Source organism: Paramixta manurensis, from assembly GCF_013285385.1.
GTDB classification, from domain to species: Bacteria; Pseudomonadota; Gammaproteobacteria; order Enterobacterales; family Enterobacteriaceae; genus Paramixta; species Paramixta manurensis.
On sequence record NZ_CP054212.1, the window covers coordinates 2323602 to 2342217 of the forward strand.

Annotated in this window: 14 protein-coding genes; 7 read left to right on the plus strand and 7 right to left on the minus strand. The window is 54.2% G+C overall.

Annotation, left to right across the window (positions count from 1 at the left end; all coding sequences use genetic code 11):
* Positions 1 to 4 precede the first annotated feature (4 nt).
* Positions 5 to 1171 (minus strand): FMNH2-dependent alkanesulfonate monooxygenase, encoded by a 1167-nt coding sequence (ssuD, locus tag PMPD1_RS11290; protein WP_173634126.1) that lies wholly within the window; start codon positions 1169 to 1171, stop codon positions 5 to 7.
* 273 nt (positions 1172 to 1444) lie between these two features.
* On the opposite strand from ssuD, the gene PMPD1_RS11295 reads away from it, so the two are divergent.
* Both PMPD1_RS11295 and PMPD1_RS11300 read left to right on the plus strand, forming a co-directional pair.
* On the plus strand, positions 1445 to 3361 hold the full coding sequence (locus tag PMPD1_RS11295) for a sigma-54-dependent Fis family transcriptional regulator (RefSeq protein ID WP_173634127.1): 1917 nt from the start codon (positions 1445 to 1447) through the stop codon (positions 3359 to 3361).
* Between the two features lie 158 nt (positions 3362 to 3519).
* The gene (locus PMPD1_RS11300; RefSeq protein WP_173634128.1) at positions 3520 to 4056 is read left to right on the plus strand and encodes a hypothetical protein; all 537 of its coding nucleotides are present in this window, start codon (positions 3520 to 3522) and stop codon (positions 4054 to 4056) included.
* Positions 4057 to 4083: 27 nt separating this feature from the next.
* Here PMPD1_RS11300 and PMPD1_RS11305 read toward each other — a convergent pair whose 3' ends face one another.
* From PMPD1_RS11305 to PMPD1_RS11315, 3 genes are all read right to left on the minus strand, one after another.
* Positions 4084 to 4668, minus strand: coding sequence for a glycoside hydrolase family 19 protein (locus PMPD1_RS11305; protein WP_173634129.1), 585 nt, complete (start codon positions 4666 to 4668; stop codon positions 4084 to 4086).
* Between the two features lie 13 nt (positions 4669 to 4681).
* Positions 4682 to 5164 (minus strand): Hcp family type VI secretion system effector, encoded by a 483-nt coding sequence (locus PMPD1_RS11310; RefSeq protein WP_173634130.1) that lies wholly within the window; start codon positions 5162 to 5164, stop codon positions 4682 to 4684.
* A 334-nt stretch (positions 5165 to 5498) separates the two neighbouring features.
* Positions 5499 to 5852 (minus strand): DUF1428 domain-containing protein, encoded by a 354-nt coding sequence (locus PMPD1_RS11315; protein WP_173634131.1) that lies wholly within the window; start codon positions 5850 to 5852, stop codon positions 5499 to 5501.
* Between the two features lie 174 nt (positions 5853 to 6026).
* Between PMPD1_RS11315 and PMPD1_RS11320 the strand changes: the two genes are divergently transcribed.
* Genes PMPD1_RS11320 through PMPD1_RS11330 form a run of 3 tightly spaced genes read left to right on the plus strand, consistent with a single transcriptional unit; the run spans position 6027 to position 12657 of the window.
* Positions 6027 to 7340, plus strand: coding sequence for an SrfA family protein (locus PMPD1_RS11320; RefSeq protein ID WP_173634132.1), 1314 nt, complete (start codon positions 6027 to 6029; stop codon positions 7338 to 7340).
* 2 nt (positions 7341 to 7342) lie between these two features.
* Positions 7343 to 10288: a virulence factor SrfB gene (locus PMPD1_RS11325; RefSeq protein WP_173634133.1), complete on the plus strand. Its 2946-nt coding sequence runs from the start codon at positions 7343 to 7345 to the stop codon at positions 10286 to 10288.
* Positions 10285 to 12657: a virulence factor SrfC family protein gene (locus PMPD1_RS11330; RefSeq protein ID WP_173634134.1), complete on the plus strand. Its 2373-nt coding sequence runs from the start codon at positions 10285 to 10287 to the stop codon at positions 12655 to 12657. Before PMPD1_RS11325 ends, PMPD1_RS11330 begins: the two co-directional genes overlap by 4 nt.
* A gap of 9 nt (positions 12658 to 12666) precedes the next feature.
* Here PMPD1_RS11330 and PMPD1_RS11335 read toward each other — a convergent pair whose 3' ends face one another.
* The 3 genes from PMPD1_RS11335 to PMPD1_RS11345 all read right to left on the minus strand — a co-directional run bounded on the left by PMPD1_RS11335 (position 12667) and on the right by PMPD1_RS11345 (position 13882).
* On the minus strand, positions 12667 to 12939 hold the full coding sequence (locus PMPD1_RS11335; protein WP_173634135.1) for a barstar family protein: 273 nt from the start codon (positions 12937 to 12939) through the stop codon (positions 12667 to 12669).
* Between the two features lie 3 nt (positions 12940 to 12942).
* Complete coding sequence (locus PMPD1_RS11340) at positions 12943 to 13401, minus strand: ribonuclease domain-containing protein (RefSeq protein ID WP_173634136.1); 459 nt, start codon at positions 13399 to 13401, stop codon at positions 12943 to 12945.
* Positions 13402 to 13528: 127 nt separating this feature from the next.
* Positions 13529 to 13882 carry a helix-turn-helix domain-containing protein gene (locus PMPD1_RS11345; RefSeq protein WP_173634137.1) on the minus strand — a complete coding sequence of 118 codons (354 nt, stop codon included), beginning with the start codon at positions 13880 to 13882 and terminating at the stop codon, positions 13529 to 13531.
* 341 nt (positions 13883 to 14223) lie between these two features.
* Here PMPD1_RS11345 and PMPD1_RS11350 point away from each other — a divergent pair, with 341 nt between their 5' ends.
* The gene (locus PMPD1_RS11350; protein WP_173634138.1) at positions 14224 to 15399 is read left to right on the plus strand and encodes an efflux RND transporter periplasmic adaptor subunit; all 1176 of its coding nucleotides are present in this window, start codon (positions 14224 to 14226) and stop codon (positions 15397 to 15399) included.
* A gap of 24 nt (positions 15400 to 15423) precedes the next feature.
* On the plus strand, positions 15424 to 18579 hold the full coding sequence (gene oqxB / locus PMPD1_RS11355; protein ID WP_173634139.1) for a multidrug efflux RND transporter permease subunit OqxB: 3156 nt from the start codon (positions 15424 to 15426) through the stop codon (positions 18577 to 18579).
* Positions 18580 to 18616 lie beyond the last annotated feature (37 nt).

The following is an 18616-nucleotide window of genomic DNA, read 5'->3' on the forward strand; positions in this document are numbered from 1 at the left end:
ACCGTTAGCTTGCGCTGGCTTGCGGACGCTTATCGCCGCCAATAGTTTCGCCAAACGGCCCGGTGTTAATCGTCCGTTCAGCCCGTTGTGATGACTGTGACAGTGGCAACAATGGCATGACCAGTTCGGCAAAACGGTGTGCTTCTTCAAGGTGCGGGTAGCCGGAAAGGATAAAGTTTTTGATCCCTAACGCCTGGTATTCACGGATGCGATCCGCGACCTGTTGTGGATTGCCAACCAGCGCCGTACCGGCGCCGCCGCGTACCAGCCCGACGCCCGCCCATAAATTCGGCCCAATGCGTAAACTCTCGCGGGAACCCTTGTGCAGTGCGCTCATCCGCGCCTGACCGGTGGAATCCATACGGGCAAAAATTTTCTGCGCCGCCGCAATGGTTTCCTCATCCAAATGGGCGATCAGCCGATCGGCGGCGGCCCACGCCTCTTCTTCGGTTTCACGGACGATGACATGTAGACGAATACCGTAATCCAGTTCGCGTCCGCGCGCCGTTGCCCGCTCGCGCACCACGGCAATTTTCTCCGCCACCTGCTCAACCGGCTCACCCCATGTTAGATAGGTGTCAATTTGATTGGCGGCAACGTCAATCGCTTCAGGGGAAGAGCCGCCAAAAAACAGCGGCGGCCCCTGTTCCTGAACCGGTGGGAATAACACTTCCGCGCCTTCAACCCGAAGATGCTTACCGTGGAAATCCACCTTCTCGCCTTTCAGTAAGCGTGAATAGACCTGCAGGAATTCGTCGGTCACTTCATAACGTTCGCTGTGACCAAGGAAAATACCATCGCCTTTGTTTTCAACCGGATCGCCGCCGGTAACCACATTGATCAGCAACCGACCTTCTGACAAACGATCAAGCGTTGCGGCCATCCGTGCGGCGAGTGATGGCGGCTGAAGCCCAGGACGTACCGCCACCAGGTAGCGTAAATGACGGGTGATGGGCGCCAGCGCAGCGGCAACCAGCCAGGAGTCTTCACAGCTTTTGCCGGTAGGAATTAACACCCCGTAGTAGCCGAGATTGTCAGCCGCCAGCGCAACCTGCTGTAAATAAGGTAAATCTACCGCGCGACCGCCTTTAGTGGTCCCCAAATAACGCCCATCGCCGTGGGTCGGAAGGAACCAGAATACGTTGATTTTGTCGTTCGCCGTCTCAGCCATTATGCATTTCCTATATAACCATATCTGTTATTTATCGAAGCAATGTTTCACTTTGGTTATAACTCATTAAGCGAAAAGCGTGCCAACTCGAAAAGAAATAAAACCGCTATTTTTCAATGAATTGACTAAGGCTAATTTTCGATTCACTGTTGCAAATGCAACAGTGACGCGTGTCTGGCTGCCGCATTTGCAACTTTCGCCGCCTTCCCCCTCTCGCTTCGGCGTGCCGGGCAGGATAAGATTTTTTTTCGCCGCCGATTCGGAGTTATTGTTATGCAGAACCCGCCGCTTTTCACCGCCGACAGCCCGGTATTGATCGATCCCGCCTCACGGGCGTTTCAAAGTGTGTTGGACCGACTGGCACCAACCGATGCCACGGTATTAATCGTGGGCGAAACCGGCACCGGTAAAGAGGTGGTTGCACGTTATCTGCATCATCACAGCTTGCGTCGCCAGCAACCTTTCGTGGCGGTTAACTGTGGCGCGCTCACCGAAAGCCTGGCTGAAGCCGAGTTATTCGGCCATGAAAAAGGCGCGTTTACCGGCGCAACGCAAACCCATCAGGGCTGGTTTGAAGCAGCCGAAGGCGGCACCTTATTGCTAGATGAAATTGGCGAGTTAAGTCTGCCCTTGCAGGTCAAACTGCTACGGGTATTGCAGGAGCGGGAAATTACCCGCGTTGGGTCACGGCGGGCCATTGGCATTAACGTTCGGGTGATTGCCGCGACGCATGTCGATTTAACGCAAGCGATTCGGGAGAAACGTTTTCGTGAAGATCTCTACTATCGTCTGAATGTCGCGGCGGTGAAGTTGCCGCCTTTGCGGCAACGGCGTGAAGATATACCGGTACTGGCGGAACATTTTCTGGCGCTCTATTCGCGCCGCCTCGGGCGCCCGCAGTTAAGGCTGACGGCGGAGGCGATGCAGATGTTAGTGGAGTATGCCTGGCCGGGAAACGTACGTGAGCTGGAAAATACGCTGCATAATGCCGTGTTGCTGAGCCGTGAAAATCTCATTCAGCCTGCTCAACTTCGCCTTGAGCAAGTGATCCACGCGCCCTTGCCGGTTGATGATTCACTGGAGCATTTTATTCGCCAGCAGCTACGCGACGCGCCCGATAATCTTTATCAACGTATGGTCACGTCGCTGGTACGTAATGCCGTGGAAGTGAGTGAAGGAAACCAGTTGCAGGCGGCAACCCTATTAGGGATCAGCCGCCATAGCTTGCGTACGCATTTAGCCAATTTAGGCATGATTAAAGGCCGCCGAACAAGCAATGGCGTAAGTAAGCGCCGCGCTGCCGCATTTGGCGGTTCTCATGAGCGTGAATTACGCATTGGTTATCAAAAGTTCGGTAATTTGGCGGTATTAAAGGCGCGCCAAAGCCTTGAAACGCTGTTTGCACAGCAAGGCGTGAGCGTGTTGTGGAGTGAGTTTCCGGCCGGGCCGCAGTTACTGCATGCATTGCATAATGATGAGATCGATTTTTGTAATACTGGCGAAGTGCCGCCGATCTTCGCTCAGGCCAGCGGTAGCCCGCTGGTGTATGTCGGCTGGGAACCGCCCGCGCCGCAAAGCGTGGCGTTGGTCGCTGCAATCGACAGCCCTATCCACACGCTTGCTGACTTACGCGGCAAGCGTATCGCGGTGAATAAAGGGTCGAACGTGCATTATCTGTTGGTACAAATGCTGGATGAGGCCGGGTTGAGTTCAGATGAGGTAAAAGTGGTCTACGCACCACCAAAATATCCACTGACGCCGAGCGATTATCATGCGGTTGATGCCTGGATGATGTGGGATCCGTTGTTAAGCGATGCGGAGCGGAGTGGGACGATGCGGGTGATTGCCGATGGCCGTCAGCGCGTGTTGAACCAGCAGTTTTATTTAGCGCGGCGTGACTTCGCTCATCAGCATGAGGACATTATGCAGCATTTGCTGGAGGCGTTGCGTCAGACCGGGCGCTATATTGATTCACAGCGTCACGATGCGGTGCAGTGTCTGGCGGCAGAATTAGCGATGGATGCCGGTTCGCTGGAACAGGCGTTGGCACGGCGCAGCCATCAAATGCACGATATGGATATGCCAACCATTCGGCATCAGCAAACCATCGCCGACCGTTTTTTTGCCTTGGGGTTGATCCCGCGCGCGGTCAATGTGCGTGATGTGATTTGGACGCCCGGAAATGTGTAACAGGCATCTCATTTATTAAGGTTTTTATTTTTTTCTTGCACAATCGAAAAACGGCACATTCCTGTACGGTTAGGCTTCAGGCCCCTGTTATGGTAAATTGGATAAACAGACAGGGGGTCCACTATAGCTGGCCTGTTTCCGGTTAAAGGAGCGATAACGTGAAGAAAGGGATGATGTTGTGTGTATTGCTGGCGCTGTCGGGTGGGGTGCATGCGGCAGGGAAAACAGAAGCCGTGTATACGGGGCCTGACTGTTCTAAAGATACGGACGGGCGAATCTTCGGTGGTTTATGGGATAGTGTCTTACCCAATACTTCAAAATATAAAAAATATGTTGATATTCTTGCAAAAAAAGACACTATTTTAAAAATAACTCGCCTTTCTTCTGAAAAAATAAGTAAAAAAGAAGCCGAGCGTCTGATGTACCGAAGAGCAAAGAAAGATGGAATAAAACAATCTGAAATAAAAGATAGAGGGATTGTAGAACAATACTTGGGTGAAGATTTATATAGGCAATATTATCTGATTGAATCAAACAAAAAATTCAAAGCAATTGCTGAGTTTTACTCATCTTACCTTCCTGGTGATTACCCTGTCGGTTCTAAAACAGGGGAATCCTGTGGCAATGACATTGAGAATATATATATTATATCTGATTCTATATATGGACATACGGAAGATTTCTCTTCGAGGTAACATGCACAGGGGGTGCCCCCCTGTTTTTTACTTTATGTGAAGAGCCAGTTTAATTTTCTTTAGCGCTTCTTCTCTTCGGGGTTTTCCGTTATATCCCCCATTTATGATGTAGGTTATTTGCATAAAGTTGTCATCGTCGGCTAATCTATTTAATCCTTTTGAACTCCAGAATGCACAGGCGGTTCTTACGGCAAGAGAATACTCTTCTGCCACTCTCTCAGGATGGTTTACTAAGTCTTCATTGAATTTATCACCATATCTCTGATAATTTTCCCGTCCGGTAAGATGCAGTAATCCTCTGCCAATGTATTTGGGGCCATCACCAGGAAATTTGTTTCCTACATTATGACCCGCCCTTGTATCAGGTTCGTACTCCTTGCCGCCATGTGCAGGGTTTTCTGTCATATACAGGAAGTCCTGTGTTTCAACACAGGACTGCGCCAGAAAATGCGCTACCCGGAGCTTTGTTGTGATGCCGTAATGCGGGAACCATAAGTTCATGGCCGGAGGCAGCGCCCTGAAGTTGGCTTCCTGAATATCGTGTTTCTGGTGGTCGGATATGTAGCGATTTGCAATGCTTTTCAGCAGTCCATAGGTGATACTCACGGTCATACCGATTTCCTTTTCAGATTTCGCGGTTCTCTTTAATGTTCCATCCGGTCAGCGATTCCGGTCCTTTTCCGCCGCTGGCGGTTTGTTCCCTGTAGGCCAGGCGAACGGATGCCGCCTGAAATCCGTATCGCATGGCAATCACCAGGCCTCCGCTGACGCCGCTGTAACTCACACGGGTAATCAGCACATCCTCAAGGGTAATCAGGTTGTATTCCATTTGTGAACCGCCTGCTTTACAGGCAGATATTTCCAGTCTGCTCAGGTGCTTACCGCTAGCGCAGTATTTCAGTAGCGCGGGGGTTGCGCTGTCGGTAAAGGCAATAACGGTAAGATCCGTAAAGCTGACCTTTCCAGCGCCTGCACCGCCGCCTGTATGTGCACTGGCTGGCTGTGACGCGCCCCATTCAATGGAAAGTATGTCCGTCCATCCCTTGTGAGACGCATCCTGCGATTCGCCGGTGATCCCACTGACGCGCATAAACAGGCTCGTCGTCATAAATATCATCCTTGTTCCGGGTTGAGTGGCGTCATCGTGATGACGTCATACAGATGTGATAACAAAAAGACAAAAAAAACTAATCGTACAATATTGTACGGTTCCCAATGGCCAGGAAGATCAACTGGGAGCGCCAGGGCTGGTTACTCACGCCGTCATATTATGGAACACGAGGTAGCCCTGGATCATTTCCAGGCACAGGGTGAAACCCTGATCGCTGCGGACCATGACTATAGCCTACGCTCTTTTTACGAACAAAAAAAGCACCAACTCACCTTTTAGTCATTATAAATCAACGCGTTATAACAACAATTAACAGAATAACTGCACTTTATCACTCATCAACCAGCGGCAAAAAACCGCCAAACACCAGACGCTTACCGTCAAACGGCATATTCTTGCCTAACGCTTGCATACGCGGGCTCTCCATCATTTTTGCATTTACCGCGTCGCGCACCTCTTTCGACGGATACTCAATCCAGCTAAACACCACGGTCTCGCCCGCTTCGGCCTTCACCGCCCGCCAAAAATCGGTATGTTCGCCATGCGGCACCTCATCGCCCCAACACTCCACCACCCGTGTTGCGCCGAACTTTTTAAACAGCGACGCGGCTTCAATGGCCGCTTGCCGATACGCCTCTTTACCGGCGACCGGTACCGCCAACAGATAACCTTCCACATAACGCATGATCGTTGCCCTCATCACTCCGCGATGCTGAAAGTATAGTTTTTGCCGTGAAATACCACGCAATATGCCCCTCTTTTCACGCGTTTGATTTGCCCCTACCCGCCGTAAAATGACCAAAATCGCCGATAACACACGATTTTCTGCCTCACACTTCGTCACACAAGGGCTCTGAACGTGGCAAAAACTTTTTTACGCAGCGGAAATCTCGATGCGGTTCTGGCACTGGGAGAAAATGGTCAGCCGGTGTACGCCTCCGCACGACAACTGCGCGAAACGCTGCGGTTGAAAAAATGGTTAGCGATCGCCGATTGCCTGGCCATTCCCTATATCAGCGAGTCGGGCGATCGTCTCGACTGGTATGCCTCTGGCACCGGTAAAGTTAAGTCGTGGGCGGCCGCCAATGAGAGCGAACGCCAGCATGCGCTTACCTTGCTGGAGAGCTATCAACAGCGCCTTAACGATATTAGTCAGCAAGCCCTGAACGCGGATAAACCAGCGTTACGTCGCTTTGGCGCGCTACTGGCGAAAGCATTTCACTTCCCTGACCGTCAATATGTTTATCTGGTTGATAACCAACCGGTATTAACCTTCTGGGGGTTTGTCTCTCTGGATAACAAGCCGCCAGCCAATGCGTTGGATTTCCTGCGTGAAAGTAAGCCGGTGGTGCCAGAGCCGGATAAAGCGCCACCGCCATCGCAAGCCTTACCTGACATACGCCAAGCGCCTGCGCCAATCTCCGTAGTATCGGAGCCGCCGTCGGAACTTTCGCCGCCAGAAAGAGAACCGGAACAGGCGCCCATTGGTTCATCTCGCCACGGCAAAACCGTTCATAAATCGCGTCTGTGGTGGGCGTTAATCCCGGCCGCAATAGCGGCGGCAGGCGCGGTAACGTTTTATGCAAATCATGACGCGCCCACGCCGCCGATTGTTACGGCTCCTCGCGTTACTACGCCCGCAGGTGGGCCACTGCTTCCTGCCGCCATGATAGCAAAAACGACCGCGCTGCCGCAGACCCTCCCGTTGACCCAAGCTGCCGTGCAGCCCGAGACAACGCCAGCGATTCAGTCGGCAAGCGAACCGCCAACGGTAGCGACACCAGAAAGCCGTGCGCCTAAAGATGCGTTAGTGATGCCGACAGATGCGATAAAAATCGGCTCGACCAAATTTCTCAACGGGCGCTGGCGCGTCACACTACAACTCAAAAACTTACCGACGCCGCCCACCCTCCATTATCAATTTAAAAACGGTAAAGGCACGGCGGTGGTCACTCAAGGAGACGGTAACCGTTGCCAGGCTGATGTCGCCGCCGGTTTGATGGGATCAGGCAATTTAGTGATCAACAGCCGTTATACCGCCCGTTGCCGGGACGGGTCGCGCTACAAAATGCCGCAACTGGTTTGCAAACAGGCCGGCTCCGCCGCCGACTGTACGGCACAATATGGCACTGATGCCGCCTTTCCGATGACGATTAAGCGTGAGAATAAATAACGATGCTGGCGACCATCACCGACTTGAAACAAAAAATTACCTTGATCGAAGAGAGCGGCATTCAGTTTCTGGATTTGGCGTTACGCGCGGATGATCGGGAACGGGCGCGTAAATTTGTCCGGCAAACCGCCAATGGTCCACTGCTGCGCGTTGCGCCAGATCAGGGCGCGGGCCGTTACCTGTTGCTGCCGCAAGATGGCGGCACGCCGGAAGTGGTCAAACCCGAATCCAGCGTTACATTACAACACTCATTAACCCTGCTGGATCAGCTATGGCTGCCCCTGCCAATATTACGTTATGCGCCACCGCGCCGTTTTATGGGTGGCCCGGAGAACTGGGCGCGCGTGCAGTTCCTCGCGCTGGAACATCCGGATGCCGAAGGTCACACCCATCGGGTTTGTCTCGCTTTTGATACCGCGACCGTGGCGGCGGATAGCGCCGAAGCGCAACTGGCGCTAAGCCAGAGCGATGCGGAAAACGGCGTCAATTTCGCCCTTGCCTGGCAAAACTACGAGTTGGGGGATTTTCTCGATCTCACTTGGGTAGATGGTTGGTTACGCGAGGCGTTTAGCCAACGCGCGGTTGAGCAAGAACAGCGCCACGATGCCGACCTGCGGCTGGCGCTACGTGAGTTTGAGTATCAGGCGCACTATCTTAATCTGCTGGAGTTGCTTGGCGCGCACCCGGCGCTGAGCGAAATTAAAATTCATGCTGCCACCCCACAACATCCGCCGATCAATGTCGATCTGATTCTCGACGTTGGCAACTCGCACACCTGCGGTATTTTGGTGGAGGATAACCCGGAAGAGAGCAATGGCCTGAAACAGAGCTACGAACTGCAATTGCGGGATTTGGCGCAGCCGCATTATGTGTATAACGAGATGTTCGCCAGCCGCGTCGAGTTTGCCGCTGCCCGCTTTGGTAAAGAGAATTTCTCGGTGCAAAGCGGGCGCGATAATGCCTTTATCTGGCCATCGTTGACGCGCGTGGGTCGCGAAGCGAACCGCATGGCGCTAACGCGTCGCGGGCGCGAAGGCGCAACCGGCCTCTCCAGCCCACGCCGCTATCTATGGGATGAAGAGCCCTACCTGGCGGGCTGGCGGTTTAATCAGCGCCATGGCAGCACGACAGAACCAGCGGCCATCGCCACGCCGCTGATGACCTTGCTTAATGATGAAGGGCAACTGCTTAGCGCGTTACCCGCCGAGGAACGCTTACCGACCTTTGCCGCACAATATAGCCGCAGCGCAGTAATGACACTGATGTTAAGCGAGTTGCTTGCCCAGGCATTGACGCAAATGAATAGCGTTGCACAACGTCAAAAAATGCCGCTTAGCAACCTGCCACGTCAGTTACGGCACATTATCCTGACGCTCCCGTCAGCGATGCCGAAACCGGAGCGGGAAATATTTCGCCGTCGCATGCAGGAAGCGATCCGCCTGGTCTGGCAGGCGATGAACTGGCTAACGCCTGAAGACGAACCTGCCACGCTTCCGGATGTACAAATGGAGTGGGATGAAGCTACCTGTGGACAAATGGTTTGGCTGTATAACGAGACGCAGGTTAATTTTGCCGGCCATGCCGGGGCTTTCTTCAGCAGCATGGCACGCCCTGACCGGCAGCGGCACGACACAGAAGCGCCGGGCAAAACCTTACGTATCGCGTCGATTGATATTGGCGGCGGAACCACCGATTTAGCCATTACCCAATACACGCTGGATGATGGTCAGGGCAATAATGTCAAAATCAATCCACGCTTACTGTTTCGCGAAGGTTTCAAAGTTGCGGGCGATGACATCCTGCTGGATATTATTCAGCTTTACCTGCTGCCGGCGCTGCATGCCGCGCTGGTAAAGGCCGGATTAGCGCAGCCAGATGCGTTATTAACCCGGCTATTTGGTCAGGACGGGCGCATTGACGGCGACAGCGCGTTGCGCCAGCAAGCGACGCTGCAACTGTTTATTCCACTGGCGCAGGCGGTGCTGGAACAGTATGAACGTTTTGACCCGCTTGATAGCCGCGCGGAGATCGAGGCACGTTTCGGTGAGTTGCTCACGCAACCACCGACGGAGCAAGTTTTAACCTTTATTAATCAGGCATTTCAGCGTGAATTAGGCGCGGAGCGTGCGCCAGATATTTTACAGGTGCCGCTGGTGCTGAGTCTCAATGCGCTACATAACGAATTTCTGGCGCAACGGATGGCCATCATTTCCCCGCTCCGCGCGATGGCGGAAGTGGTGTCATTATATGATTGTGATGTGCTGTTGCTTACCGGCCGCCCTGCGCGTTTTCCCGGCGTACAAGCATTGTTCCGTCATCTGCAACCCCTACCCGGCAGCCGGATTTTGTCGCTAGAGGGTTACCACACCAGTGATTGGTATCCGTTTAATAAACGCGGGCGTATCGATAATCCGAAATCCACCGCGGCGGTAGGCGCCATGCTATGCCTGCTGGCGCTCGACCTGCGCCTGGCTAGTTTCTGGTTCAAGGCGGGAGATTTCCAGCCTTACTCTACCATCCGCTATTTAGGCGTGTTGGATGATAACCGTATCCTTACCGACGACAACCTTTGCTACCGCGAGATTGATCTCGATACGCCGCAATTTATGCTGGAAAGTAAAACCAGTTTCCGCATTCGTGGCAATGTTTGCCTCGGCTTCCGGCAATTAGAAAATCAGCGCTGGCTGGCGTCGCCCTTGTATAGCCTGAGCATTGTTGACCCGCAATTGGCGCGTAAAGTCGCGGGCGATAGCGTGTTACGTATCAAACTGATGCTGACGGCGGGCGCGGACGGCGGCCCGGAACATTTTGCTTTAGCCGATGCGCGGCTGGATGACGGTAGCCGTGTTCCTTTGCATCAATTAAGCCTGAAACTGAATACCTTATCCGACCAGGGCAATGCCAGCGCCTGGTACTGGATTGATAGCGGGAGTGTCTTCAACGCATGAGCGCCACAGTAAAACAACCCACGCTCCGTCTGACCAAGGGTCTACATAACCTCAGCGACGGTATTACCCGCATGTTGACGTGGATAGCCGAAACGCGCGATCACTCGGCGCGGCTGGCGCAAGAAGCCGATGGTTTGACGATTAAACTACGTCGCAGCCGTCATCAGGTGCGGCAGTTAACCGGCGCGCTGGCGCAGGAAAGCACCCTCGCCTTGTATGGCGTTTCGCAGGCGGGGAAAGCCTGGTTGCTCAGGCAACTGGTGGCCGATGCGCAAGGCCAGCTTAGTACCCAATCCGGCGGCAGCCTGGATTATTTCACGCATATTAATCCCGGCAACCAGGATTGCGCGCTGGTCACCCGGTTTAGCCATCGTCCGTTGGCGGTTGCGGATGCGTGGCCCGTTGAGCTGACGCTGCTTACGCAAACTGAGTTAACCCAACTGGTGTTGAAAACGTTTCTGCAATCCGGCGGCGTGTGGCCCGATCGGCAGCGGATCGCCGCCCGGCTGGAGATGTTGCGCCCTCTCCGCCATCCCCAGCCACAACCCGGCATCAGCGCCGATGAAATGGTTGTGCTGCGCGACTTCGCCGACCGTCATGACGATGCGCGGCAACCGGTTCTGGCACGCCATTATTGGCCAGAGGTAATAGCGCTGGCGCCTTATTTGGCGGTTGACGATCGCGCACGTCTGTTTTCGTTGTTGTGGAGTGACGATGCCACGCTCAGTGAAACCTGGCGACGGATGGCGCATACCTTACAGGCGCTGGATAATGCGCCGCGCGTCTATGCCGCGTCTGATTTATTGGTCGATAACGCGCGTCTGCCAGCGGAAAGTTTAATCAGCCCGCTGGCGGCTATTGGCCTCGGCACCGACAGAGATCGCGCTATCACCTTACAGCCCGCCAACCGGCAGTTACCGCCGGTCACGGTCGCGTTAGGTGAGTTAAGTTTGTTAGCGCTGGAGCTGCATATACCGCTGAGCACGCCGCCGCGTCAGGCACTGTTTGATCGGGTAGAGGTGCTGGAGATACCGGGTTATGGCGTGCCGCTGGAGGAGGATGCGCGACATGACCGGCGGCGTCTCGAGCAGCAAAACCCGCTGGCGGCCCGCCTGATTAGCGCCAAGCGCAATTTATTACTGGAATATTATCGCGATCGCCAGGCCATTGATCGCTTGGTGGTTTGCGCCGCCGCCGGACAACGCAACGAAGCGAAAGCAGTTGGTCGGCAACTTCATCAGTGGGCGATGAGTCGTCTTACGCCAACAGCGCACCCGGCCCCCTCTCGCAAACCGGCACTGGTTTGGGCGATTACGCCTTTCGATGCCGGTCACCGTCAGCAACACAATGCCGATGAAGCAGTGCAACGTCACGTTGGCGCGCCGGGTGAACAGTGGGGAACGCTGTTGGCCCAGGATCAGGCTAGCGTTCAGCGTATGGCCAACTGGCTACAAGCGGAGATGCACCCGCAAGATAAACTGACCTATCTCAGCGGTCAGTTGAATGCGCTACGGCACGAGTGGCGTACCGGTTTACTGGCGAGTTGGGCTCCCACGCCGCCCGCTGCGAAGCAGCAGATCGCCGATAGCTTGCTGAAGGTATTACAAACGCGTACTGGCCTGCATGGCGAATTGTTGGAACGTCTGCAACCCTCGCGTGATGCGTTACGTCAACGCTATCTGACGCCGGAAGCCGATACCTTGTCCGGTGAGACCACCCCGGCGGCGGCCCATTTTGGTATTGGGTTTGATTTCGATTTATTTGCCGATACGCCGCCGCCCGTGCCGGTTAGCGACTCTCGCGCAACCCATGTAAATGGCGATGACGCGTTTGCCGACCAGGTACATCGTGATTGGATTAGTCATCTGCGCGGGCTGGCGGAAGAGGAGGAAGTGCGTCAATTGCTGGAGGTGGATAAAACCACCCTGATACGGTTAACCGAAGAGTTGATCACCGCCAGTTTCCGTCTTGGAATAGTTGAAAAATTACGCCTGGCGTTAGTCGGGCAGGACACTGCCACTTCGCGAGAAGAGAAAGTCGACCGCCAGGTCACCCGCGCATTAACGGTATTAGGTGATTTTATCGCCTGGCTTGGGTTTGCCGGGCAACCTGCCGCGCAACGCCCCGACAGCCGGGTGAATCGCGGTGAAAAAATCTTTGCTCGTCCGCCGGTTCCTACTTTACAACCGGGGCAGCGGCTCACACGTCTTTCCGCCCAGCCCGCCAATACGACGGCATTTTATATTTATGACTGGCTGGTTGGACTGGATGCGTTGATCACGCAAAACGGCAGTTATAGTGCGGCTGAGGCATTACCTGATGCCCAACGTCAATCGCTAGCGGACGCGCTTGCGCTGTTCGCAGAGTAACCCCACGCGCTAATGATCGATACGGATCGTTAGCGCGCCATCCAGTTCCTCTTCCGCTTCACGAAGCACCCCAACTAAAGCCGTAAATTGTTCCGGGTGGGGATGCTGACGCCAGTGCTTAAGGCGAATCCGCGCCGGTAACGCCAGATCGCCGGTCAGCGCATCCCAGAGAGCATCAAGATTCGCGCCAAAACCGGCACGCCATCGCGCCTGTTCGGCTAACTGACGATAAAAGTCATCGACGTTGGCAATATGCCGAAAATCTAAAGTAATGTTGAGCATGGGTTACTGCATCCGGGTAAAGCTACGATAGTGATCGCGGGTAAGAAAAATCAACCCATCATCTGAGTACAGCAACCGATCGGTATTCCGGTAGCCACACCGATAGTTTACATCGGCTTCATACCACTGACGACCGCGCTGGCTCGGCAGCCGCCCTTCGCGGTTGGCAAAACGATCGCCGCCAATCGCTTTGCCCGGTAAGGTTGCGCATAAATCGCCCTGACCGGGTTGCCAGCCCTGACGCCGTGCTTCACGTTTGGTGACATAGTAAGCGGGTAACCGTTGATGCTGGCGTAAATATTCAACCACTCGCCGGTCTTGAGTCAGGTCGCTAATGTCGTGCCCGTTGTCCGCCTGATGCGGCGTGCTACCGGTCTGGTACCATTGAGAGAAATGGGGTTTTAGACCAACCACCGCAGCGCCGAACACTACTATCAGCGCAATCCAGCGTAGTTTAAACATAAAGATGTATTACCTGAGTCAGGATCAGGTCGACGAATATAGCAGTTTGTCAGGCCGGGGAAAATTAGTCGGGAGTAACCGGGCAGGAAATCACGCGGGCCGGGAGACCCCGGCCCTGGCGCTCAACTCAACTGTGCAAGCATTTGGCGGGCTGATGTCCAAGACTGCGACGCCATGCGCCGGGTGCCTGGCCATATTGACGTTTGAAGCTGCGGTTAAACGATTGTTGTGAATCAAAACCGAGCGAAATCGCCACATTCAGAATCGGCTCATCGCTGGTGGTTAAGCGGTCAGCCGACTTTTTCAGTTTTTGCGCACGGATATATTCACCGAGTGGATACCCGGTATGCTCTTTAAACATCCGTTGAAGATGCCATTTTGAATACCCTGCCCGCTCAGAAACGGTGTCGAGGTCCAAACGCCCCTCAATATTGTTATCTATCCAGTCCAACAAATCGTGAATGAATGCATCACTTCTCATCTTATCTCTCCCGTCGCGGTGGGTTACTGCAAGAGTATCTTTATCAGTTACACTTTAACGGTGACTGACTTTTCCCTTAATTGCAAGTTTTATTATTACATTTAATTCCCTGCCCGAAATGTGGCTTTCTTGCCGCCAGCAAAACAGCACATAAAGTGTATCAGTTATTCTTGCACTAAATTTAGCGCCTACCTACAATCGCCGCGATAGTGTATTTGCAATTGTTACAAATTTTGTGGCGATGAACGTCACAAATAGCCTTAAGCCAGCCTGGCAAAGGATGTGACGCTGCGTCCTCCGCAACGTCTTGTTTGGCGGCTAATACAACTGGAATAAAAATAATGAGCCTGCACAAATCTTGGGTTAGTCAGAGTCAGCGTCTGTTAGGGACAGCGTTACTTATTGCCCTGCTCGCCGGGTGTGATAATGGCGTGGCGCAAAACGCCGCGCCGCCAGCGCCTGCGGTCAGCGCGGCTGATGTGGTGGTCAAACCGATTAGCCAGTGGGATAGTTTTAATGGACGGATTGAGGCGGTAGAAAGTGTTCAGCTCCGACCGCGCGTTTCGGGTTACATCGATCGGGTTAACTATACCGATGGTCAGGAAGTGAAAAAAGGCCAGGTGCTGTTTACCATTGATGACCGCACCTACCGCGCCGCGCTGGAGCAGGCCCAGGCGGAACTGGCGCGCGCAAAAACGCAAGCCAGCCTGGCGCGTAGCGAGGCCAGTCGCACCGATAAGTTAGTAAACACTAACGTGGTATCCCGTGAGGAGTGGGAGCAACGTCGTTCTTCGGCTACACAGGCACAGGCTGATATGCTGGCGGCGCAGGCGGCGGTCGATGCCGCGCAACTGAACCTTGATTTCACCAAAGTGACGGCGCCAATCGATGGACGTGCCAGCCGGGCGTTAATCACCACCGGTAACCTGGTCACTGCCGGCGATAGCGCGAGCGTGTTAACCACGCTGGTGTCGCAGAATACCGTTTACGTCTATTTTGATGTTGATGAAGCAACCTATCTTCATTACCAAAGTCTTGCCCGTAGCGGTCAGGGCCCCTCGACAAACCACACGTCTTTGCCGGTTGAAATTGGGCTGGTCGGCGAAGAGGGTTACCCGCATCCGGGTAAGGTAGATTTTCTCGATAACCAGTTAACGCCAGGCACCGGCACCATTCGTATGCGCGCCGTACTGGATAACGCTCAACGCCAGTTTACCCCGGGGTTATTTGCCCGCGTACGTCTGCCTGGCAGCGCCGAATTTAGCGCCATGCTGATTGACGATAAAGCGGTATTAACCGATCAGGATCGTAAATACGTCTATATCGTTGATAAAGAAGGTAAAGCGCAGCGGCGCGATATCACGCCTGGCCGCCTTGCATCAGGTCTACGTATCGTGCAACAGGGTCTGAATCCTGGCGATAAAGTCATTATTGATGGTTTACAAAAAGTGTTTATGCCGGGTATGCCGGTTAACGCCAAAACCGTTGCCATGACCACCAGCTCCACCCTTAACTGATCCCTTGACCTGAGAATCTGACGCATGGACTTTTCCCGCTTTTTTATCGACCGGCCGATCTTCGCCGCGGTGCTGTCGATCCTGATTTTTGTGACAGGAGTAATCGCGATCCCGCTGTTGCCGGTCAGTGAATATCCTGATGTGGTACCGCCAAGCGTGCAGGTACGCGCGGAGTATCCGGGGGCCAACCCGAAAGTGATTGCCGAAACCGTGGCGACGCCGCTGGAAGAAGCGATCAACGGCGTTGAAAATATGATGTACATGAAATCGGTTGCCGGTTCTGATGGCGTGCTGGTGACGACGGTAACCTTCCGTCCGGGCACCGATCCCGATCAGGCACAGGTTCAAGTACAAAACCGCGTCTCGCAAGCTGAAGCACGCTTACCGGAAGATGTGCGCCGATTGGGTATTACCACTCAGAAACAGTCGCCGACGCTGACCCTGGTGGTGCACCTGTTCTCACCGAAAGGTAAATATGATTCGCTCTATCTGCGCAATTACGCCACCTTAAAAGTAAAAGATGAACTGGCGCGCCTGCCGGGCGTCGGTCAGATTCAGATTTTCGGTGCCGGTGAATATGCGATGCGTATCTGGCTGGATCCGAATAAAGTGGCGGCGCGCGGCCTCACCGCTTCCGACGTTGTGGCGGCGATGCAGGAGCAAAACGTGCAGGTTTCCGCCGGGCAATTGGGTGCCGAACCGTTGCCGAAAGAGAGTGACTTCCTGATTTCGATTAACGCCCAGGGCCGCCTGCAGAGTGAAGAAGAGTTTGGCAACATCATTCTGAAAACGGCGGAGGATGGATCGCTGGTGCGTTTGCGTGATGTGGCGCGCATTGAAATGGGTTCCGGCAGTTATGCTCTGCGCTCGCAGTTGAATAATAAAGATGCGGTCGGGATTGGTATCTTCCAGTCGCCCGGCGCAAATGCTATTGACCTCTCTAACGAAGTACGCGCCAAAATGCGTGAGTTGGCCACGCGTTTCCCGGACGATGTGCAGTGGGCGGCGCCGTATGATCCTACGGTTTTCGTGCGTGACTCGATCCATGCGGTGGTGCAAACCCTGCTGGAAGCGGTGGTGCTGGTGGTACTGGTGGTTATCCTGTTCCTGCAAACCTGGCGCGCTTCTATCATCCCGTTAATCGCGGTGCCAGTGTCGGTGGTGGGAACCTTTAGCATTCTCTATTTGCTCGGTTTCTCGCTCAACACCCTGAGTTTGTTCGGCCTGGTGTTGGCTATCGGCATCGTGGTGGATGACGCCATCGTGGTGGTGGAGAACGTTGAGCGCAATATTGAAGAGGGGCTAGCCCCGCTGCAGGCGGCGCATCAGGCAATGCGGGAAGTGTCCGGGCCGATTATCGCTATCGCATTAGTGTTGTGCGCTGTATTTGTGCCAATGGCCTTCCTTTCCGGTGTGACCGGCCAGTTCTATAAGCAGTTTGCGGTCACCATCGCCATTTCAACGGTCATTTCCGCCATCAACTCGCTGACGCTCTCTCCGGCGCTAGCCGCCCTGCTGCTTAAACCGCATGGCGCGCCGAAAGATATGCCGACACGCTTGATCGACCGCTTGTTCGGTTGGCTGTTCCGCCCGTTTAACCGCTTGTTTCATCGCGGTTCGGACGGCTATCAAGGCCTTGTCGCGAAGACTCTGGGACGTCGCGGCGCGGTATTTGTGGTCTATGTGCTGTTATTAGGCGCCGCCGGAGTGATGTTTAAAGCGGTGCCGGGCGGCTTTATCCCCACTCAAGATAAACTTTATCTGATTGGTGGCGTAAAAATGCCGGAAGGATCGTCGCTGGCGCGTACCGATGAGGTCATTCGTAAAATGAGTGAAATCGGTATGAATACCGAAGGCGTGGATTATTCGGTTGCGTTTCCAGGCCTGAATGCGTTGCAATTTACCAATACACCGAATACCGGGACAGTGTTCTTCGGCCTGAAACCGTTTGACCAGCGTAAACACTCCGCTGCGCAGATTAACGCGGAAATCAATGCCAAAATTGCGCAGATCCAGCAAGGTTTTGGCTTCTCGATTCTACCGCCGCCCATTTTGGGGCTCGGTCAGGGTTCCGGTTATTCGCTCTACGTGCAGGACCGGGCCGGTTTAGGCTATGGCGCGCTGCAAAACGCGATTAATACCCTGTCAGGCGCGATTATGCAGACGCCAGGGATGCATTTCCCGATCTCGACCTATCAGGCTAACGTACCGCAGTTAGATGTTCAGGTTGACCGCGATAAAGCCAAGGCGCAAGGCGTATCGCTGACGGAGTTGTTTGGTACGCTGCAAACGTATCTGGGATCGTCTTATATCAATGACTTTAACCAGTTTGGACGTACCTGGCGCGTAATGGCGCAAGCCGATGGCCCTTACCGTGAGAGCGTCGAAGATATCGCTAACCTGCGCACCCGTAATAACCAGGGCGACATGGTACCGATTGGCAGCATGGTACACATTGGCACCACCTATGGCCCGGACCCGGTGATCCGTTATAACGGCTACCCGGCGGCGGACCTGATTGGCGATGCCGATCCACGCGTGCTCTCCTCTACCCAAGCCATGACCAAGCTGGAAGCGATGTCTCAACAGTTGCTACCGAACGGTATGAATATCGAATGGACCGATCTGAGCTATCAGCAGGCGACACAAGGGAATACCGCGATTATTGTGTTCCCGGTAGCGGTGTTGTTGGCTTTCCTGGTACTGGCGGCGCTGTATGAAAGCTGGACGTTGCCGCTGGCGGTGATCCTGATTGTCCCAATGACCATGCTTTCCGCGCTATTCGGTGTTTGGTTAACCGGTGGCGATAACAACGTGTTTGTGCAGGTCGGTTTGGTGGTATTGATGGGGCTGGCCTGTAAGAATGCGATCCTGATCGTTGAGTTCGCTCGTGAACTGGAGATGCAGGGTAAAGGCATTATGGAGGCGGCGTTAGAAGCGTGCCGCTTGCGTTTGCGCCCTATTGTTATGACCTCGATTGCTTTTATCGCCGGAACCATTCCGCTGATCCTCGGCCACGGTGCCGGTGCGGAAGTACGCGGCGTCACCGGCATTACCGTATTCTCTGGTATGTTAGGGGTGACGTTATTTGGTCTGTTCCTGACGCCCGTGTTTTACGTCACGCTGCGTAAGTTGGTGACGCGTAATAAAACCACCATGGTGGTGCAGCACGAAGCATAAGCCAGATGGGTTGCGGGAGGTGATTGCCGCCCGTAAC